Source organism: Pantoea sp. SM3 (assembly GCF_000963995.1).
Classification (GTDB): Bacteria; Pseudomonadota; Gammaproteobacteria; order Enterobacterales; family Enterobacteriaceae; genus Pantoea; species Pantoea rwandensis_B.
Window position 1 is genome coordinate 103,417 of record NZ_JZRD01000024.1, and the last position, 20,505, is coordinate 123,921.

General features: G+C 53.1%; 19 protein-coding genes. 12 read left to right on the forward strand and 7 right to left on the reverse strand.

Annotation, left to right across the window (positions count from 1 at the left end):
• Positions 1-738: 738 nt before the first annotated feature.
• Entirely contained in the window at positions 739-1,134 is a 396-nt protein-coding gene (locus VI01_RS15165) for a transposase (RefSeq protein ID WP_038643615.1), read from the reverse strand.
• A 527-nt stretch (positions 1,135-1,661) separates the two neighbouring features.
• On the opposite strand from VI01_RS15165, the gene VI01_RS15170 reads away from it, so the two are divergent.
• Both VI01_RS15170 and VI01_RS15175 read left to right on the forward strand, forming a co-directional pair.
• Positions 1,662-2,918: a polysaccharide biosynthesis C-terminal domain-containing protein gene (locus VI01_RS15170; RefSeq protein ID WP_045815798.1), complete on the forward strand. Its 1,257-nt coding sequence runs from the start codon at positions 1,662-1,664 to the stop codon at positions 2,916-2,918.
• 8 nt (positions 2,919-2,926) lie between these two features.
• Complete coding sequence (locus VI01_RS15175; RefSeq protein ID WP_045815799.1) at positions 2,927-3,877, forward strand: ATP-grasp fold amidoligase family protein; 951 nt, start codon at positions 2,927-2,929, stop codon at positions 3,875-3,877.
• A gap of 55 nt (positions 3,878-3,932) precedes the next feature.
• Here VI01_RS15175 and VI01_RS15180 read toward each other — a convergent pair whose 3' ends face one another.
• A complete protein-coding gene (locus VI01_RS15180) occupies positions 3,933-4,214 on the reverse strand; it encodes a YjcB family protein (RefSeq protein WP_034826901.1) in 282 nt (93 codons plus the stop codon).
• A gap of 252 nt (positions 4,215-4,466) precedes the next feature.
• The gene (gene soxS, locus VI01_RS15185; protein ID WP_034826899.1) at positions 4,467-4,895 is read right to left on the reverse strand and encodes a superoxide response transcriptional regulator SoxS; all 429 of its coding nucleotides are present in this window, start codon (positions 4,893-4,895) and stop codon (positions 4,467-4,469) included.
• 97 nt (positions 4,896-4,992) lie between these two features.
• Between soxS and soxR the strand changes: the two genes are divergently transcribed.
• From soxR to VI01_RS15210, 4 genes are all read left to right on the forward strand, one after another.
• Positions 4,993-5,469: a redox-sensitive transcriptional activator SoxR gene (gene soxR / locus VI01_RS15190; protein WP_034826898.1), complete on the forward strand. Its 477-nt coding sequence runs from the start codon at positions 4,993-4,995 to the stop codon at positions 5,467-5,469.
• A 44-nt stretch (positions 5,470-5,513) separates the two neighbouring features.
• Entirely contained in the window at positions 5,514-6,176 is a 663-nt protein-coding gene (locus VI01_RS15195) for a glutathione S-transferase family protein (RefSeq protein WP_045815800.1), read from the forward strand.
• A gap of 683 nt (positions 6,177-6,859) precedes the next feature.
• Positions 6,860-8,209: an NCS2 family permease gene (locus tag VI01_RS15205; protein WP_045815802.1), complete on the forward strand. Its 1,350-nt coding sequence runs from the start codon at positions 6,860-6,862 to the stop codon at positions 8,207-8,209.
• A 139-nt stretch (positions 8,210-8,348) separates the two neighbouring features.
• A complete protein-coding gene (locus VI01_RS15210) occupies positions 8,349-9,998 on the forward strand; it encodes a Na+/H+ antiporter (protein ID WP_045815803.1) in 1,650 nt (549 codons plus the stop codon).
• A 559-nt stretch (positions 9,999-10,557) separates the two neighbouring features.
• Here the strand turns inward: VI01_RS15210 and VI01_RS15215 are convergent.
• A complete protein-coding gene (locus VI01_RS15215) occupies positions 10,558-11,460 on the reverse strand; it encodes a LysR family transcriptional regulator (RefSeq protein WP_038643605.1) in 903 nt (300 codons plus the stop codon).
• Positions 11,461-11,564: 104 nt separating this feature from the next.
• Between VI01_RS15215 and VI01_RS15220 the strand changes: the two genes are divergently transcribed.
• The 3 genes from VI01_RS15220 (at position 11,565) to VI01_RS15230 (ending at position 13,344) form a co-directional block, all read left to right on the forward strand.
• Positions 11,565-11,990 carry a CidA/LrgA family protein gene (locus tag VI01_RS15220; protein ID WP_034826883.1) on the forward strand — a complete coding sequence of 142 codons (426 nt, stop codon included), beginning with the start codon at positions 11,565-11,567 and terminating at the stop codon, positions 11,988-11,990.
• On the forward strand, positions 11,983-12,678 hold the full coding sequence (locus VI01_RS15225; RefSeq protein WP_034826881.1) for an LrgB family protein: 696 nt from the start codon (positions 11,983-11,985) through the stop codon (positions 12,676-12,678). Before VI01_RS15220 ends, VI01_RS15225 begins: the two co-directional genes overlap by 8 nt.
• Positions 12,679-12,798: 120 nt before the next feature.
• Positions 12,799-13,344 carry a YfaZ family outer membrane protein gene (locus tag VI01_RS15230; RefSeq protein WP_034826879.1) on the forward strand — a complete coding sequence of 182 codons (546 nt, stop codon included), beginning with the start codon at positions 12,799-12,801 and terminating at the stop codon, positions 13,342-13,344.
• An 83-nt stretch (positions 13,345-13,427) separates the two neighbouring features.
• Here the strand turns inward: VI01_RS15230 and VI01_RS15235 are convergent, their stop codons facing one another.
• From VI01_RS15235 to acs, 3 genes are all read right to left on the reverse strand, one after another.
• Complete coding sequence (locus tag VI01_RS15235; RefSeq protein WP_034826878.1) at positions 13,428-15,080, reverse strand: cation acetate symporter; 1,653 nt, start codon at positions 15,078-15,080, stop codon at positions 13,428-13,430.
• The gene (locus tag VI01_RS15240) at positions 15,077-15,406 is read right to left on the reverse strand and encodes a DUF485 domain-containing protein (RefSeq protein ID WP_045815804.1); all 330 of its coding nucleotides are present in this window, start codon (positions 15,404-15,406) and stop codon (positions 15,077-15,079) included. Before VI01_RS15240 ends, VI01_RS15235 begins: the two co-directional genes overlap by 4 nt.
• Before the next feature lie 297 nt (positions 15,407-15,703).
• Positions 15,704-17,659 carry an acetate--CoA ligase gene (acs, locus tag VI01_RS15245; RefSeq protein WP_045815805.1) on the reverse strand — a complete coding sequence of 652 codons (1,956 nt, stop codon included), beginning with the start codon at positions 17,657-17,659 and terminating at the stop codon, positions 15,704-15,706.
• Between the two features lie 581 nt (positions 17,660-18,240).
• Between acs and gltP the strand changes: the two genes are divergently transcribed.
• From gltP to VI01_RS15255, 3 genes are all read left to right on the forward strand, one after another.
• Positions 18,241-19,542, forward strand: coding sequence for a glutamate/aspartate:proton symporter GltP (gene gltP / locus VI01_RS15250; RefSeq protein WP_045815806.1), 1,302 nt, complete (start codon positions 18,241-18,243; stop codon positions 19,540-19,542).
• 218 nt (positions 19,543-19,760) lie between these two features.
• Complete coding sequence (locus VI01_RS24980) at positions 19,761-19,937, forward strand: type II toxin-antitoxin system HicA family toxin (RefSeq protein ID WP_072050587.1); 177 nt, start codon at positions 19,761-19,763, stop codon at positions 19,935-19,937.
• A gap of 106 nt (positions 19,938-20,043) precedes the next feature.
• Complete coding sequence (locus VI01_RS15255) at positions 20,044-20,448, forward strand: type II toxin-antitoxin system HicB family antitoxin (protein ID WP_045815807.1); 405 nt, start codon at positions 20,044-20,046, stop codon at positions 20,446-20,448.
• Positions 20,449-20,505 lie beyond the last annotated feature (57 nt).

The window sequence follows — 20,505 nt, forward strand, 5'->3', positions numbered from 1 at the left end:
TCATAACCCATGTTGCATTTTGGGGGGACTCCGGTCACTCAAGCGGGTGGAAAGGGGTTGATAACCCGCCGGGAAGGGTAAAAAAACCGGCGCCGGGAGGGTTAAACAGGTGTTCTATCTGCATTTTTATTGCGATTTGGCACTGAAAATCACCGCTTCAAGCCACGATTTTCTCAAGATGCTGCTCCGGTGTTGAGAAACATCCGCTGAATCTGCATAAAAAAATGATTAAACACAGCGATGAATTACCTGGCGATATTTCCCATAAGTCGCCATTTTTTACTGTTATTGTTTAGGCGTGATAACGTTTCTAATCAGGAGTAATCCTGGTGCAGTGATCAACGTATCGCCATGGCCAGATGGCAATCCGTGATCGTCACCTAAAGTGATAGGTCCAATAAAAATAAGAGTCACAGTGAGAGCGATTACATGTCGTTGTTCATGATTGCTTAACAGATTTATCTGTATTCAGTCCTGATCATTAATATCAATTAAGTAATAAAACGAAGCGCCAATCTCACCGTAATGAGATTGGGCTGCGTATGAAAGGCTTGAATAGCGAGACTTTTGCTGATGTGAATCAATTTTACCGCAAAAAAGGAAGCAAATCCGCGATGATATTCATCAGGAAAAAATGGTGCGAATTGTTATGTTACGAACGCCGAATTAAATGATCTTCATCTCTTCTGGTAAGAACAAATCTCAGCATTAAGTCAAATAACAACGGTCTTAATGGTGTTAGCGATTATCGGAGCCTGAAGGATAGTGGTAAACACTGCGGCTAATATCCAGCAAGCGGCAGCTACGACGCGTTCCAATGTCGAAGGTGGTTTGCAGGAAGTTAACAGCTTGCCGCTTCTCATTTGTAGTGAAGAAGTTTTTCAGCACGCTTTGCAGCATCTCTTTGTCGGAACTCAGTGACTGCAATTCACGGGTAAGGTTTTGTAGTTTATCCTCCAACTCTTTGATTTTTCTACCTTCTTCTGAAGAAAGCCCAGAAAACTTTTTCTTCCAGCTATAGAAGGTGGCCTCGGAAATGCCAAGCTCTTCACAAATCTCCCTGACTTTCACTCCCGTTTCAGAAGCTTTAATGGCATTTGTGATTTGCTCTTCGCTATATCGTGACTTTCTCATAAATGCTCTTACCTTTCTTATCAATTAATGGATGAGAATTACTGTATTAATATCTGGTACTGCAAAAAGAGTATTAATGCAGTATTAAAGTGCGCGATTAGAATTGCGAGGTCTAAATTAAGTTATTTGGAATAAATATCATCATGGGATAAATCTTATTTTATTCTGAATGCCATTGAACGCCTTCCTGGCTTTGGGTTTTTGATATAGATTCATTTCATCCCAAATGCAGAAAAATACTACAATCATTGGAAATACGGCATAACCTGTTTATGAAAATCACAGGGTGTGCCAGTAAACCTTTGCTTCGAATTTAGGCTGAAATCGTTTACATCCGCAGAGTTTCGCACCAGATTTAATCGGAATTTTCCTGAATTCATTCAAAGAATCCTGACGGGAGTCTCATTTTTCGGACCAGTTTGGTTTGAAGTTATTAATTTCAGTCAGGCCCACTGAGCGCTTGTTAATTCATTTCAAGGACGTTTTAGCGAAAGGCAGTTGCTGTAAGTAATACTAAGGATCAGTCGATGAAATTGAGCGTAATGTCTAATGCCGCCTGGATGATGTCTGAGAAGATCGTCTCGGTATTCGGCGTCATATTTGTGACCTCCTACGTGGCTAAGTCATTTGGCCCGACCATTTTCGGTCAGATGGCGTTTTCAACCTCGTTGTTTTCGATGGTGCAGACCGTAGCGATTTTCGGTACCGAAACCATCCTGTTCAAACGCATCAGCAAGAGCGCGCCGAAAGGCCTGCGGTTGATGGCGGTGGCGCGCACCTTGCGGTTGGTCTTATTGCTGCTGACCTCCATCCCGGTGTTGATTTGGGTGTGGTACAACATGCAGGAAAATTTCCTCGCATTTGCCCTGGCCTCATTTATCTCCTCCGTATTTGTGACGCAGGATACGTTCAGCGTCTATAACAACGCGCGTCTGGCTTCCCGACTTAACACGGTGGCTAACTCGGTGGGTCTGCTATTGGGCTTTACCCTGAGTTTCACCATTGCCTGGCTGCATCTCAATCCCTTGTGGCTGACGCTGTCGATTGTGCTGGTCACGCTGGTGCCATACGTCATTAAACGGTCTAACTTTTACCGCGAAAATCAGGACATGGCGCCACCGCAGGAGAAGCGTAATACCTACCTGCGTTATCTGCTGTACGCCGGTTTACCGTTGGCCATTTCCAGCATCTTCATTTCCGTGCAGGTTAAGGCCGCCCAGATGTTTCTGGCGGGTATTGCCTCCGCTCGCGATCTCGGCCTGTTTGCTGCCGCCAATACCATTTCGGCGTCCTGGATATTCATTCCGGTTGCCATCATCACTTCCTGCTTCTCGGAGATCTTCCGGGAGCGCGGAGCAGCCGCCATCAAGCTCACTGCGCGGCTGAACGGCTATGTCATGGGTGTTTCATTGTTGTTGTTAGCGGTGATCGCGCTGTATGGCGAGCAAATCATCATCGCTTTGTATGGTCACGAGTACACACAGTCAGGGAGTCTCATTACGTTACTGTCGTTAGCAACCTGCTTTTCGGCAATGGGGACCGTAGCGTATCGCTACATGGTGAAAGAGGGCGGATTTAACTATCTGCTGAAGAAGATTATCTGCCTGATGGTGATCAGTCTGCCGCTGTCGTGGTGGCTGATCCAGGGCTACGGCATCATGGGTGCCGCCTGGAGCGTCTTCATCTCTGAACTTCTGTCCCTCACCGTAATGAATTACTTCTTCAATAACGGCGTCATTCAGAAGATTCAAGTTTCCTCACTCAACTACAAAACCTACAAATGAGGTCCGATATGCTCAAGTTGAAAGATGAACTCAGAAGAAGTGTTCAGTACTTCATCAAGAAGATGCCCTGGGCTTACCAGGACCGCATCTATTACTTTCATAAATTCCGCAAACTGCCCAATTTGCGTCAACCGAAAGTGTTTAATGAGAAGGTGCTGTACCGGAAATTCGTTTTTGGCGATTACCAAATCTATGGCCGCCTGTCGGATAAGTATTCGGTGCGCGAATACATCGCCGAGAAAGTGGGCAGCGAATACCTGATCCCACTGGTGTATGAGACCAGCGACCCGCACTCGCTGCATACGTTGCCGAGCTGGAAGAACACGGTGATTAAGCCCAATCACGGCTCTAATATGGTGGAAATCCTGCTGGAAGAGCCGGATGCGCTGAAGAAGCAGAAAATTATCAGTGACTGCCATCGCTGGTTGAAGACCGACTTTGCCAATGAAGCGCGTGAGATTCACTATCGCTACATCAAGCCTCGTATCCTGGTGGAGCAGTACATTGGTGATGGCAAAACCGCGCCGATTGATTACAAGTTTCACATGTTCAACAAGCGTGACGGCAGCTTTGAATATGTGCTGCAGGTGATTTACAACCGATGTAACCCGTTACTGTCGATGAATTTTTATGTGAACAACCTCAATGAGGCGTACCACAAAATTCGCGATACCGGGCTGGATGTGAATCCACAAATGGCGCAGTTACAGCACGCATTAGCGCTGAGTAAAACCCTGGCGAGCGATTTTGATTATGTGCGTGTGGACTGGTACATCGATGGTGATCGGATTTTCTTTGGCGAGCTGACGTTTACGCCAGGTGCCGGGTTGGTGACCGGGTTGGACCGTGGATTAAACCAGATGATGGGTGATATGTGGATTCAAGACCGCCGCGGTACGCAGATACCGGGTGTGACGGTGCCGGAAGTCGCTATTCCAGCCGTATTGAAGAAAATTTGAGTATCACACAGCAAAATAAAAAACCCCGCTTAGCGGGGTTTTTTATTGGCTGCGATTAAGGCATCGGCCAATCAGCAGGCGTCTGGCTCATCACTTCAACGAAGGCGTTTTTGGAGATTTCCATGAAGTTGTGCAGATTTTCCATGCTCAGGGTAATGCCGAGCAGGCCGGTGACAAACCAGCATGACATGCCTACACCAATACCGCCGCACATCAGTGCCATCACGTGGTGACTGTTCTGACGCAGTTTAATTTTCATGGTGCTGGCAAAGAACATCATGATGGCGCTGAGCAGCTCCCAACGCATGACGATTAAACTGGTGGTTAACGTAGCCATCTGCAAAAACCTCTTCAAATCAGTAATATCCCTGACATTGATTGGACATCACTGGCGGCAAAGAAGGAGGGTCAGGGAGGCCCTTCTGGCCGTCTTACGCGGGGGTAAATCTGTGACTTGGGTCACATTATATCACTCGATTTGAAAGTTTGAACAAAATTTATACCTGGTATGGTAGAAAGATTTTTATCGAAGCGGGGGAGATGGCAGAGGCAAAGCGGGAAGGTGCGCCCGCGAAGGGCGCGCAGAATGTCACTGAACCGGGCAGCACTCGCCGGTTGTGCGCTGGGCAAAGCTGTTCATGTTTTCACTGCAATCGAAACTCAGCAGACGCGGACGCTGAATCATCGCCTGACGGCGCATGGTGTGACGATAGGCGGTCGGCGTCTGGGAAAACTGACGGCGGAACACGCGCGAAAAAGTTTGCTGTGAATCGTAACCGTATTGCATCGCGATATCGAACACTGGACGCTGGGTCTGGCGTAACGCTTCAGCGGCCAGAGTCAGGCGGCGCTCACGAATATAGCCACCCAGCGTTTGTTTCGTCACGGTACGGAACATACGCTGCAGGTGCCATTTTGAGTAGCCGGATTTTGCTGCCACTTCATCGATCGACAGGGCCTTATCCAGATTTTCATCGATCCAGTGTGTCAGTGAATGAATGATTTCCTGTTGCATCATAGCCTCATCCTTCTGAAAGGTTTATCGGGTTTGAAATTCGAAGTTTTGATGGGGTGCGAGTATAATTCCTCAAGTTAACTTGAGGTAAAGGCCCTAAATGAAAAAAGAACGCAATTACCCAAAACCGGTGTTAACGCCGGGTGAAGTGGCGAAACGTAGCGGCGTGGCCGTTTCCGCGCTGCACTTTTATGAAACCAAAGGTTTGATTTTCAGTTCGCGCAATGGCGGCAATCAACGGCGTTACAGCCGCGATGTGCTGCGCCGGGTGGCGATTATCAAGATTGCGCAGCGCATCGGCATTCCGCTGGCGACTGTCAGCGACAGTTTGATGCACGTGCCGGCCAACAAGCGTATGTCGACGCAGGAGTGGGATGCGCTAACGCAGCACTGGCGTGAAGAGCTGGATAAGCGTATCGAGACCCTGACGCGCCTGCGCAACGATTTGGATGGGTGTATTGGCTGTGGCTGCCTATCGATGCGTGATTGTCCACTGCGCAATCCCGGTGACCGTCTGGCACAGCAAGGTTCGGGGGCGGTGTTACTCGATCCTGAGCAAGACGAGCACAAAGGTTAATCCGCTATACTTGCCGGGAGACTTTGACCGGCAAGGAAAACCGCATGATTACCGTTCACCATCTGGAAAATTCCCGTTCGCATCGCGTGTTGTGGCTGCTGGAAGAGCTGTCGGTGCCGTATCAAATTAAGCGTTATCAGCGCGAGGACACGCTGCTGGCGCCAGAGTCATTAAAGAAAATCCATCCGCTGGGGAAGTCGCCGGTGATTACCGATGGCAATCGCGTGATCGCCGAGTCAGGGGCGATTTTGGACTATCTGCTGCAAAAATATGACAGCGAGCACCTGTTTGCTATCACGGATGAGGATGAGCAGATTCAGGCACGTTACTGGCTGCATTACGCGGAAGGGTCGCTGATGCCGCTGCTGGTGATGAAGCTGGTGTTTGGGCAATTGGGGAAAAAGCCGGTGCCATGGATTTTACGTCCGGCAGGCATGGCGTTGAGCAAAGGGATTCAGAAGGCGTGGCTGGATAAGCAACTGAAGCTGCACGGTGGCGTGATTGAGCAGCATCTTAGTCAGCATCGTTATTTCGCCGGTTCGCGGTTTAGCCTCGCCGATGTGCAGATGAGTTTCCCGCTGCTGGCGCTGCAGATGCGGGGATCGTTGCAAGAGATGCCCGCCACCGCGCGCTGGCTGGAAGCGATGCAGCAGCGTGCTGCATGGCAACGTGCGATTGAGCAGGGCGGGGTGATAACGTTCAGCTAATTGGTTAGTTGTTGTGGGTTGTGTGCTGTGGATTGGGTGTTGTTGGTTAGTTGCTGTGGGTTGGGTGCCATGCCCAACAAAGGCCCGCCCGATCGCAAAGGAATAACGCATCCATGCAGATCGGCCGCGCCGTCCATGGCGCGGACGCTTTGCTCTTCGGGCGGGCCTTTGCTGGTCCTCAAGTTGGTCATCGCTTCACAGGGCGGCCACTTCTTACCCCTTGTGCAGCTGGATAGAGACAATTACGCGATAAATGGCACAGGCAGCGATTTTCCATCCATTTATCGCGAGTGCGCTTTGCTGCGCTTCAACTTGGTCATTGCTTCAAGTCGCAGCAATCTCATACGTTTGGTGCCGTTGGTGAGGAAAAATTTGGCGATAAATGAAAAATATCGATAGTTTCCAGCCAGTTCCACTCTCTTAAATTTCGCCTAAAGCAGTGTAACCACATTGTTAATCCGCATCAGTCTGCGCTTTATCCTGCCTGATAATCGATTAGTAGTTGAAAACCCCATAGCAAACGCCAGATAATCGTTTGCCTTTTTCCGTGTCCCCTTTTACGACCTGGAATACGCGGCTACGTAAACGTTTGCCTCTTTTCTCACTGAGATACCTTCACCAGGATGATGCGCAAACGCGGGCCGTGGGGCTCATTACATCTTAAAAAACGCAGAGGATTTACTATGTCTGGCGATTCACGCCCGGCCAGTGGAAAACTGGACGCCTGGTTCAACATCTCGGCACGCGGCAGCAGCGTGCGTCAGGAAATTTTGGCGGGGCTAACCACCTTTTTAGCCATGGTTTACTCCGTCATTGTCGTACCGGGTATGCTGGGTAAAGCCGGCTTCTCGCCGACTGCCGTGTTTGTAGCGACCTGCCTGGTCGCCAGCTTTGGTTCGATCATCATGGGATTATGGGCCAACCTGCCCATGGCGATCGGCTGTGCGATTTCCCTGACCGCCTTCACCGCGTTTAGCCTGGTGCTGGGCCAGCACATTAGCGTCCCGGTTGCCCTTGGCGCGGTATTCCTGATGGGCTTGCTGTTCACGTTGATTTCGGTCACCGGCATTCGCGCCTGGATTTTGCGTAACCTGCCGATGGGCGTGGCGCACGGCACGGGAGTCGGTATTGGCCTGTTCCTGCTGCTGATTGCGGCCGATGGCATTGGCCTGGTTGTGAAGAACCCGGCGCCGGGCTTGCCGGTGGCACTCGGCCACTTCACCTCGTTCCCGGTGATTATGGCGCTGATCGGGCTGGCGGCCATCTTTGGTCTGGAAAAACGTCGTGTGCCAGGCGGGATTTTGCTGACCATCGTAGCGATTTCAGTGGTGGGTCTGATCTTTGACCCGGCGGTGACCTATCAGGGGCTGTTTGCCATGCCGAGCCTGAAGGATGTCAACGGCCAATCGGCTATGTTCAGCCTTGATATTATGGGTGCACTGCAACCGGTGGTACTGCCAAGCGTGCTGGCGCTCGTCATGACCGCAGTGTTTGATGCGACGGGCACCATCCGTGCCGTGGCGGGGCAGGCGAATCTGCTGGATAAAGACGGTCAGATCATTAACGGCGGTCGCGCGTTGACCACCGACTCCGTCAGCAGCCTGTTCGCCGGTTTGGTCGGCGCTTCGCCTGCGGCGGTGTATATCGAATCGGCTGCAGGCACAGCCGCAGGCGGTAAAACCGGACTGACGGCGATTGTCGTCGGTCTGTTGTTCCTGTTAATTCTGTTTATGTCTCCGCTGGCCTATCTGGTACCGGCCTACGCGACGGCACCAGCGTTGATGTACGTTGGCCTGCTGATGCTAAGCAACGTGGCGAAGATTGACTTCAATGACTTTGTCGATGCGATGTCGGGTTTGGTCACTGCCGTGTTCATCGTCCTGACTTGCAACATCGTGACCGGCATCATGCTCGGCTTTGGTTCGTTGGTGATCGGTCGGGTGTTTGCGGGTGAGTGGCGCAAACTGAATGTCGGGACCGTAGTGATTGCGATTGCGCTGGTGACTTTCTACGCCGGTGGCTGGGCTATTTAACTTTTATAACCACTGATTTCCAGATAAGTCTCTTTCTGGTCCACGCCGCACGCAGGGTTGCCCCTTCGTGCGGCGTTTTGTTTTACACTTTCCTTCGCAACAACATCGCTTGAATAAATACGATTCGCCTAAGGAAAGCATGGAAATCTTCTTTACAATTCTCATTATGACGCTGGTGGTGTCACTCTCCGGCGTGGCGGCGCGCATATTGCCGTTCCAAATTCCCCTGCCGTTGGTGCAGATTGCCGCTGGTGCATTGCTGGCTGTGCCGAGCTTTGGCTTGCATGTCGATTTTGACCCCGAGCTGTTCCTCGTGCTGTTCATTCCGCCGCTGCTGTTTGCCGATGGCTGGAAAACGCCGATTAACGAATTCCTGCACCACGGACGCGAGATCATGGGCCTGGCGCTGGTGCTGGTACTGATTACCGTGGTCGGAATTGGTTATCTGATTTACTGGCTGGTGCCGGGTATTCCACTGATCCCTGCCTTCGCGCTCGCTGCGGTGCTGTCACCTACCGATGCCGTGGCGCTCTCCGGTATCGTCGGGGAAGGGCGTATCCCGAAAAAGATCATGTCGATTGTGCAGGGTGAAGCCCTGATGAACGACGCATCTGGCCTGGTTTCATTGAAGTTTGCGGTCGCGGTGGCGATGGGCACCATGGTGTTTACCTGGGGTGGTGCCAGCGTGGAGTTCCTCAAAGTGGCGGTCGGCGGTCTGGTTGCCGGCGTGGCAGTATGCTGGCTGTATGGTCGCTCGTTGCGTCTGCTGAGCCGCTGGAGCGGTGACGATCCGGCGACGCAAACCGTGCTGCTGCTGCTGCTGCCTTTCGCCTCTTATCTGATTGCTGAGCATCTGGGCGTGTCAGGTATCCTCGCGGCAGTTGCGGCGGGTATGACCATCACGCGCTCTGGCATTATCCGTCAGGCGCCGCTGGCGATGCGTTTACGTGCGAATAGCGTGTGGCAGATGCTGGAGTTCGTCTTTAACGGCATGGTGTTCCTGATGCTGGGCCTGCAGCTGCCGGATATTCTGGAAACCTCCGTCGCGCAGGCCAATGCCGATCCTAACGTTGAGCTGTGGATGTTGTTCACCGATGTTGCGCTGGTGTATGTCGCCTTGATGATTGTGCGCTTTGGCTGGCTGTGGATGATGCAACGTGCCAGCCTGCGCTTTCTGAAAAAGAAACCGCTGGAGTTCTCCAACTACTCTTTCCGTGAGTTGCTCATCGCTTCCTTTGCCGGTGTGCGCGGTGCAATTACGCTGGCCGGTGTGCTGTCGATTCCGCTGTTCCTCAGCAATGGCGAACCGTTCCCTGCGCGTTATGAACTGGTATTTATCGCCACCGGCGTGATTCTGTTCTCGCTGTTTGTCGGGGTGATTCTGTTGCCGATACTGCTGCGCGGTATGGAAAGCCATGACAAGTCCGGGCACCGGCGGGAAGTGCAGCATGCGCGTGCGGCGATGGCCAATGTGGCGATCGAGAGCTTGCACAAGATGGAGCAGCGACTGGAGAACGATACCGAAGAGAATATCGATCCTGAGCTGTTAAAAGAGGTGAGCTTACGCGTGATCGGCAATCTGCGCCGTCGCGTGGTGGGTAAAGACGAGGTTGATCAGGCGTTGTTTGCCGAAAACCTTGAGCGTCGCTTCCGCCTAAATGCCCTGCGTGCCGAGCGCGCCGAGGTTTACCATCTGCGCGCGACACAGGAGATCTCCAACGAGACGATGCAGAAGCTGCTGCGCGATCTTGATCTGCTGGAGGCACTGCTGATAGAGAAAGAGGAATAAACCAGGCGGCGTGTCGGAGTGCTGGAGTGTGGGGCCAGCGCACCTTTGCTGCTGCCGGGCCGTCCTCGCGCCGCTGACGCGGTGCCTTCGGCTTCCACGTCGTGCCGACGGACCGTTCGGGTAAGGCCGCCCTGGCCAACCCGAACTGCCAGTCGCATCCCTGCGCCAGGCTCCTGGCCCAACGTAAAAGCCTCAGCGCTGCGGATAGCCCTTGCAGCAGCACAGGTGATCTGGCCTCTACTATCGTGCTCTTTTTCTCCACACGCACTGAAGCTTCAGAGCAGGCTGGTGTCGTACAGGGGCTGGCAATCCGCAGCGCTGAACGTAATGAGTCTGCCAGGATAGCCCGCAGGACGCGGGCGTAAGGCGGGGGGGCACAGGATGTGCCATCCCCCGTCGGTCCGTCAGGCAGATGAAAGAAGTGAAGGCACCGCGCAGCGGCGCGAGGACCGCCAGCCCCTGTACGACACCAGACTGCGTTATCACCTTAAGAATCATTGCGCCTTAGTTGCGGCTCTAAGGGACATTTTTGTGCGCGCCTGGCAAAATGAGCACATCGCTACACCGACAACCGTGGCGGCGCGTCAGGCCAATGTTGGCGACAGCACTCGATCCACGCCTGCGCACTGCGCGACAGATAGCTGCCTTCACGCCAGATCAAGCCCAGGCTCCACTGCAACTCCGATTCCAGAGGCAACCACAGCAGCGATTGCTTATCCAGCCGCTGGCAAATCGGCTCGGGTAAAATTGCCAGTCCCATTTCGGCTTGTACCATTGCTGCCAGGAAATCCCACTGCGCGCTGCGCACCGCAATCTCCGGCGTCAGCCCCTGACGCTGAAATGCTTTCATCAACTGACGATTAAGCGAGAACTCTTCATTCAGGATCAGCAGTGGATGAGCCGCCAGTTCCTTGAGACCCAGGCTGCTGCGATTGAGCCACTGCGCGCTGCGCGGCAGCAGCACGCACAAAGGATGACGCATCAGTTCCAGTGTATTTAGCGGCAAATCGGCATCAACAGGCAGCGCGGTGAGCGCAATATCCAGTCCGCCGTTCAGCACGGCCTGCTGCACGGTTAAGCCGCCGGATTCGACAATCTTCAATTGCACACCCGGATAGCGGCGGCGAAACGCGGAGATCGAACCGGCGATCTGCATCCCGACCATTGGCGGGATGCCCAGCCGCAGTTCACCGGTTTTCAATTCATTGATATCGCCAATCTGCGCTTCCAGTTGATGAAACTCCTGCAGAATCGCCAGCCCGCGCTGATACACCGCCTGACCGCTGTCGGTGAGATGCAGCTTGCGTCCCTCACGCAGCAGCAGCGTGCAGCCGAGTTCTTCCTCTAACTGGCGCAGCATTTTGCTGATGGTAGGCTGCGTGACAAACAGCTTCTCAGCGGCACGGGTGAAACTTTGCTGGCGTACCACCTCGGTGAAATAGCGTAGAGCACGGACGTCCATAAAGTATTCCTTTTTTGCATAGTTTGAATAATTTTAATTCATTTCTTTCACAGTTTGGCGCGGATTTATACTAAGCCCAACGTTTAATTCTGGGGAGAAAGAAAATGGCGCTTGCATTGAGTCCGCGCAGAACGGACATCCTGCAACGTGTTTTTGTGCCATTGCAGTTGGTGCTGTATATCGGCCTGTTTATGGCCAGCGACAAACTGGTGAGCTGGCTGCATTTGCCGCTGCCCGCCAATGTGGTGGGAATGGTGCTGCTGTTGCTATTGATCATGACGCGCGTGGTGCCGCTGCGTTGGGTGAAAGCCGGTGCCAACTGGCTGCTGGCAGAAATGCTGCTGTTCTTTATTCCTGCGGTGGTGGCAGTGGTCAATTATAGCGATTTGCTGCGCAGTGAAGGCTGGCGTATCTGTGTGGTGATTGCGGTCAGTACTTTGTTAGTGCTGGCGGCGACCTCGTTGGTGGTGGATCGTCTGTACCGCTTCGAACTGGCGCGTGCGGCGCGTAAGCAGGCACATCATGGCTGATTTCATCATTAGTCTGCTGTGTCTGGCTCTCACGCTGCTGGTCTATTACGTCAATAAACGCCTTTATCGTCGCAAACAAACACTGTTGCTGATGCCACTGGTGATGACGCCGGTAGTGCTGGTGGCGCTGCTATTACTGACGCACGTCAGTTGGAAAGATTACATTGCCGAGAGCCATTGGCTGATCTGGCTGCTGGGTCCGGCAACGCTGGCGTTTGCTGTACCGGTGTATGAAAACCTGGAGATCATTAAGCGCCACTGGCTGTCGTTGAGTGTCGGCGTGTTAACTGCCACGCTGGTGGCGGTGTGCAGTTCGGTATGGCTGGCACGGCTGCTGATGCTGCCGGAAACCATCCAGCGCAGCCTTGCTGTGCGTTCGATTACCACGCCGTTTGCCCTCGCAGCTGCGCTGCCGATTGGCGGTCAGCCGGATTTAGTGGCGCTGTTTGTGGTGATCACCGGGGTGTTTGGCATGGCGGTGGGCGATGTGCTGTTTCTGCGGATTGCCATCAAGCAGGGCGTGGCAAAAGGCGCGGGTTTTGGTGCCGCTTCACACGGTGCTGGCACGGCTCGCGCTTATCAATTAGGTCAGCAAGAGGGCGTGGTATCGAGCCTGGTGATGATGCTGTCAGGCGTGGTGACGGTGATTTTAGCACCCCTATTGAGCCACTTGTTGTGGGCGGCCTGATGGTCGCTTTTTGCGCACTGTCATCGATTTTTACGTAAAGGTTTCCAAATAAAGTTGTCTCCTGCTGCCAGGCTGTTACCCTTTGCGCCGACTTATTTGTCCTTCATGGAGTGGAATCATATGTTTAAGCAACTTGTTACTGGAAGCGTATTGGGTCTGGCACTGCTGAGCAGCGGCGCGCAGGCGATTGAGGGCAGTGTTGACGTGGGTGAGCATAGCACCAACCTGAACCTTGGCCTCGGCACCACCTCTCCTGGCCTGTTCCTGAAAGGCAACTGGCTGCGTAGCGATCACGATGGCAGCACCTACGGTCTGGGCGCGGGCTACAACATCGATTTTGGCGACTTCCGCATTGCCCCTACCGCCAAAGCGCTGTTTACCCACCCAGAAGATGGTCGTGATGGCTTCACTGTGGCCGTTGGTGCTGGTGCGCAATATAACTTCAACAGCATGTGGGGCCTGTACGGCGAATACTACTATGCGCCAGAAGCCTTCTCCGATCGTCTGGACAGCTATAAAGAAGCGTCTGGTGGCCTGAGCTTCACGCCGATCTCACTGCTCAACCTGCGTGTGGGTTATCAGTACATCGAGCTGAACAACAAAGGCGACCGCAAAGACAACGTGCTGGTCGATGGCCCGTATGTGGGTGCGTCACTGCGTTTCTGATGATGACATCCGATGTACCTGATGGCGCAGCGGATTCATTATTACGTATAAGGAATGCCGCCCATTTGGGCGGCATTTTTTGTTTAGTGCGCTTTACCCTGCGAAATCCCTACGCCAGTTTGTGAACGAATAAACTGACCGCGGAATTTAGCCCGCTCTTCAGCACCCTGTCTGGAGTGATCGGTAATCGAGAACAGCCAGGTACCGATAAACGCTGCCGCCATTGAGAACAGCGCCGGATACTCATATGGATAGACCGGCGTGGCATGCCCCAACACCTGCACCCAGATGGTCGGCCCGAGGATCATCAACACCACCGCCGTAATCAATCCCAGCCAGCCGCCAATCATCGCGCCGCGCGTGGTCAGCTTCGACCAGTACATTGAGAGCAAAATAATCGGGAAGTTACAGCTGGCCGCAATCGAGAACGCCAGACCGACCATAAAGGCGATGTTCTGTTTCTCAAACGCGATACCCAGCACAATCGCCACCACACCCAGAATCAGTACGGTAATTTTCGAGACGCGCAGCTCATCACGTTCGGTCGCCTGACCTTTACGGATCACGCTGGCATACAGGTCATGTGATACCGCAGAAGCCCCGGCCAGCGTCAGCCCGGCAACCACCGCCAGGATCGTGGCGAAGGCCACCGCCGAGATAAAGCCAAGGAACAGGCTGCCGCCGACTGCATTCGCCAGATGCACCGCCGCCATATTGGTGCCACCAATCAGAGCGCCAGAAGCATCTTTGAAGGCTGGATTTGCGCCGACCAGCAGAATCGCGCCAAAACCAATGATAAAGGTGAGGAAGTAGAAATAGCCCATAAAGCCGGTGGCCCAGAACACGCTCTTACGCGCTTCACGTGCATCCGCTACGGTAAAGAAGCGCATCAGAATATGCGGTAAGCCCGCGGTGCCGAACATCAATCCAAGGCCAAGAGACAGTGCCGATATCGGATCTTTCACCAGACCGCCCGGTTGCATGATCGCAGCACCTTTCGGATGGACCGCCATCGCTTCGGTAAACAGCGTGTTGAAGCTGAAGCCGGTGGCTTTCATGACCATAATCGCCATAAAGCTGGCCCCAAACAGCAGTAGCACGGCTTTGATGATCTGTACCCATGTGGTGGCCAGCATGCCGCCAAACAGCACATACATCACCATCAAAATCCCCACCAGTACCACGGCGATATGATAATCGAGGCCAAACAATAGCTGGATGAGTTTGCCCGCACCCACCATTTGCGCAATCAAATACAGCGCCACAACGACAAGCGAGCCACAGGCCGACAGGGTACGAATCGGTTTTTGCTGCAGGCGATATGACGCCACATCGGCAAAGGTATAGCGCCCGAGGTTACGTAAGCGCTCCGCAATGAGGAACAGAATCATCGGCCAGCCCACCAGGAAGCCGAGCGAGTAGATCAACCCATCGTAGCCCGAGGTGTAAACCAGCGCCGAGATACCGAGGAACGAGGCCGCAGACATAAAGTCACCCGCCATCGCCAGACCGTTCTGGAAGCCGGTAATATTGCCGCCCGCCGTGTAGTAATCGCTGCGTGAACGGGTGCGTTTGGAGGCCCAATAGGTGATGCCGAGCGTCGCCGCCACAAACACCACAAACATAATGATGGCTTCGTAGTTGGTGGCCTGCTTTTGCACCGCGCCGGTAATGGCGTCGGCGGCAAACACGCTGGCAGGCACTACCGCTAACAAGGCTGAGAACAGGCGCTTCATGATTTCACCTCGCTCAGGATCTGTTTGGTCAGGCGATCAAACTCGCCGTTAGCGCGCCAGACATAGACGCCAGTGAGCAGAAACGACACCACAATTAGGCCAACGCCGATGGGTATGCCGCGTGTGACATTGGTGCCTTCATGCAGCGGCGTACCGAGCCAGCCAGGGGCAAAGGCAATCAGCAAAATAAAGCCGACGTACAACACCAGCATGATGATACTGAGCAACAGCGCAAAGGCCTGGCGCTTGTGCACCAGTTCCTGAAAACGCGGATTACTCTCGATTTGTTGCCAGACTGCTTCCTGTTGATTTAGGGCTTCGTTCATCACAGTTTCTCCAGAGGAAAGGCAGGCAGATATCTCACGATTAAATGATTTAAACTGCTGAATATTCTAGTTATATATACCCTTCATCTTTCGAGCAGCAGGTGCGTTGGCCGCGTATGTTCATCCCAGTCACTTACTTCAGTAAGCTCCTGGAATTCTCATTCTTGCCGCCTTCCTGCAGCTCAAATTATTTTGGGTATAGGTTATGCGATGGTGAAAAGCGTACGGCGTAAGGTGGGGATGACGGAAAGTAGCCTGCCGTGAACAAGCTGACACTCTCCGTCGCGTCGATGCCGATTACGGCATGGTGATGGACTGCTTCTCCTCCAGCAATTTCTCTACCACGCCCGGATCGGCCAGGGTAGAGGTATCGCCGAGATTACTGGTATCGCCCGCCGCGATTTTGCGCAGAATACGACGCATAATCTTGCCGGAGCGGGTTTTTGGCAGCGAGTCGGTCCAGTGCAGCACATCCGGCGTGGCAATCGGGCCGATCTCTTTACGTACCCAGTTGCGCACTTCGGTATACAACTCTGGCGATGGCTCTTCGCCGTGGTTCAGCGTGATATAAGCATAGATTGCCTGGCCTTTAATGCTGTGAGGAATCCCCACAACGGCCGCTTCCGCAATCTTCGGATGCGACACCAGCGCCGATTCAATCTCTGCGGTGCCGAGGCGATGGCCCGAGACGTTCAACACGTCATCGACGCGGCCGGTAATCCAGTAGTAGCCATCTTCATCACGGCGTGCGCCGTCACCGCTGAAATAGCGGTTTTTGAAGGTGGAGAAGTAGGTTTGCTCGAAGCGGTCATGATCGCCGAACAGCGTACGCGCCTGGCCTGGCCACGAATCGTTGATCACCAGGTTGCCTTCGGTCGCCCCTTCCAGCGCATTGCCTTCGTTATCCACCAATGCGGGCTGCACGCCAAAGAACGGCTTGGTCGCCGATCCGGCTTTTAGCTCAATCGCGCCTGGCAGCGGCGTAATCATGAAACCACCGGTTTCGGTCTGCCACCAGGTATCCACAATCGGGCAGCGGCTGTCGCCAATCTTTTTGTAATACCACTCCCAGGCTTCCGGGTTGATTGGCTCGCCGACCGATCCCATGATGCGCAGGCTGCTACGGCGGGTACCTTCAATGGCCTTGTCGCCTTCGGCCATCAGGGCGCGGATGGCGGTTGGCGCGGTATACAACAGCGTCACCTTATGCTTATCGACCACTTCTGCCATTCGGCTCGGCTTCGGCCAGTTCGGCACGCCTTCGAACATCAGGGTGGTGGCACCGCAGGCCAGTGGGCCGTAAATCAGATAGCTGTGTCCGGTGATCCAGCCCACATCGGCGGTGCACCAGTAGACATCATCCGGATGGTAATCAAACACATATTTGAAGGTGCTGGCGGCATACACCAGATAACCGCCGGTGGTGTGCAGCACGCCTTTCGGTTTGCCGGTGGAGCCGGAGGTATAAAGGATAAACAGTGGATGCTCGGCTTCAACCGCTACCGGTTCGTGCTGATCGCTGGCCTTCGCCACCAACTCGTGCCACCAAAGATCGCGGCCTTCGCGCCAGCCGGTGTCTTTACCGGTGCGCTTGAACACCACCACGTTTTTCACGCTGGTGACGCTCGGGTTATTCAGTGCATCATCGACGTTTTTCTTCAGCGGAATGCTGCGTCCGGCGCGCACCCCTTCATCTGCGGTGATCACCAGTTTAGCGTTGGAATCCACGACGCGACCGGCCACCGCTTCCGGTGAGAAACCGCCGAAAATGACGGAGTGCACTGCGCCAATACGCGCACAGGCCAGCATCGCCACGGCTGCTTCCGGCACCATCGGCATATAGATGGCGACGACATCGCCTTTCTTCACGCCGAGGCTCAGCAGCACGTTGGCAAAGCGGCACACGTCGCTATGCAGTTCACGGAACGTAATGGTTTTACTTTCGCTGGCGTCATCGCCTTCCCAGATAATCGCCGGGTGATCGCCCCGCGTCTGCAAATGACGGTCAAGGCAGTTGGCGGCGAGATTCAGCGCACCGTCTTCATACCAGCGAATCGAAATATTGCCGGGGGCAAAGGAGGTGTTTTTCACCTTGCTGTAAGGCTTGATCCAGTCGAGGATTTTACCTTGCTCACCCCAAAAGGCGTCGGGATCGTCAACCGATTGTTGATACAGCGCCGCATACTGGTCGGCATTAATCAGGGCATTCGCTGCGACGGCAGCGGGTACAGGATGCTTATGTATTTGGCTCATGGCTGACCTCCTTGAAGATGTTAATCATATGTCAATCAAAGGTTAATTGAAGTGCGTGACTGGGCTTTGTTTCTGTTTTGTAGTCTGGATCACGACCTTTTGTATGCCTGAAAAGCGCCCGAATTCATACTGTTCATCACCGAAACCAATGAGACCCAATCTGAGGTTTTTCGCGGAATCAGACGTTGTCGCTGGTTAAATAATCAGCAAACGCGCCAGGCGGTTTTTTGCCCGATATTGAATAGCTATGCGGAAAATTATCGAATTAACACTTTTCATAACAGCGAGTTATGACTAAACGTAAATGTCAGCATTTTATGCTACTAACCTGCGCAGGATTTAAGCTAACCCCCCAGGGCTTGCAATTACCGTAGTGAAAATGGTACTTATCTCGGCCCTGTTCAGCAGGTATCTACTCAGGCTACATCATCGCGCAGGCGCAAAATGCTTACGCAGTCGTGTTTGATGCAGTCCACTATAACCCTCTATTTTATCGGGCTTTTGCTCACTTCCCTGTGTGTCATGTCTCCTGCACCTTCGCAGCGGAGCAAAGGGGTTTTTACTGAGGAAAATAACGCGTTATGAAAGGTTTTAAGCTCACCCTTGCCTGGCAAATTTTAATTGCCCTGATTCTCGGCGTTATCGTCGGGACCGTGCTGCATAATCAGCCAGACGATCGTGAATGGTTAATCACTAACATTCTTACCCCTGCAGGCGACATCTTTATTCATCTGATCAAGATGATTGTGGTGCCGATTGTGATTTCATCTCTGATCGTCGGCATTGCTGGCGTCGGCGATGCGAAAAAGCTGGGACGTATTGGTGTCAAAACCATCGTCTATTTTGAAGTGATCACCACCATTGCCATTGTGGTCGGCATTACGCTGGCCAACGTATTCCAGCCCGGTAGTGGCATTGATATGTCGACGCTGGTAACGGTGGACATCTCTAAATACGAAGCCACTACGGAAGCGGTGCAGGGTGCCCCTCACGGTCTGGTGACCACCATTCTGTCGCTGATCCCGCAGAACATTTTCGCATCGCTGGTGAAGGGCGATATGCTGCCAATCATCTTCTTCTCGGTGCTGTTTGGTATGGGCTTGTCAGCGCTGCCTTCAGAACATCGTGATCCGCTGGTGACCGTGTTCCGTTCCGTGTCTGAAACCATGTTTAAAGTGACGCACATGATCATGCGTTATGCGCCAGTCGGCGTGTTCGCGCTGATTGCGGTCACTATCGCTAACTTTGGTTTTGCCTCGCTTTATCCGCTGGCCAAGCTGGTGCTGCTGGTGTACGTGGCGATTCTGTTCTTTGCCTTCGTGGTGCTGGGAACGGTCGCGCGCATGTGTAAACTGCGTATTACCACGCTGATGCGCATCCTGAAAGATGAGCTGATTCTGGCCTATTCCACTTCCAGTTCAGAAACCGTGCTGCCACGCATTATGCAGAAGATGGAAGCCTACGGTGCGCCGAAAGCCATCACCAGCTTCGTGGTGCCGACCGGTTACTCATTCAATCTCGATGGTTCAACGCTGTATCAGAGCATCGCGGCGATCTTTATCGCACAGCTTTATGGAATCGATCTGTCGCTGACCGATGAAATCATTCTGGTGTTGACGCTGATGGTGACCTCGAAAGGGATTGCTGGCGTACCGGGCGTGTCCTTCGTGGTGCTGCTGGCAACGCTGGGCAGCGTGGGTATTCCACTGGAAGGTCTGGCGTTTATCGCCGGTGTGGACCGCATCATGGATATGGCGCGTACCGCATTGAACGTGATCGGTAATGCGCTGGCAGTGCTGGTCATTGCTCGCTGGGAAAACCAGTTCGACACCCAACAAGCCGAAGCCTACGAGCTGGAACTGCGCACGCAGAAAGCCAGTTAAGGCATAACGGTCGCTTTAAGGGCGACTTCGGAACCTCAGACATCGTTCTGTTTCTTAAACCCGCCATCCGGCGGGTTTTTTTATATCATTTCAAGACGCGTCCTGGATGTTTCACTGCCATAACTGCGCTTTATTTTATACCCACCATAACCACTATTGATTTTGTTTTTGTGGTTATGGTGGGTATATAATTAGCGCTAAGATGACAGGAGGCTTAATTGAGCAGCAGGGAGCTGATCAGGATGTTGTTGGACCGCGGTTGGGTATTAGACCGCGTGAAAGGCAGCCATCATGTGTTTGTGAGAGCAGATAAGGCTTATCACATTTCACTTCCTCATCCTGAAAAAGACCTGGCAACTGGAACATTACGTAAATTAATGAAGTTAATGGACTGAACGTATACGGGGGCTCAGCCCCCGATTTGGAAAAATTAGCAATGCCAGTTGCAGCAGGCATTGCAATGAATTCCTACCTAGATATTCCTTTTAGAGAGGACTGAACATGAGATTCCCCGTTTATCTGCATAGGACAGAGGACAATAGTTGGTCAGGTTTTGTGCCGGATGTAGAGGGATGTTTTTTTGCAGGTAAAAGTGTGGACGATGCGCTGCGCGACGCACTTAACGCGATTGATTCACACGTAGAATCTTTAGCGGATGCAGGTAAAACCATCCCTAAGGCGGCAGCCATTGAGACACATATTCACGATGAAGAGTGTCAGGGAGGATACTGGGCATTCGTAGAGATCGATCTGAGTCGCTATGAAGGTAAAGCGATAAAGCTCAATATCACTCTGCCACAAAATCTACTCAGCAAAATTGACAGCTATGTCGAGTCACATCGCGAATATGGATCGCGCAGCGGTTTTCTGGCGGAGTTAGCGCGCAGAGAATTAGCGAACGCGTAGATATCACATCTAACAACTACCCGCCATCCGGCGTAATGCCAGTCAGTTAAGCCTGAC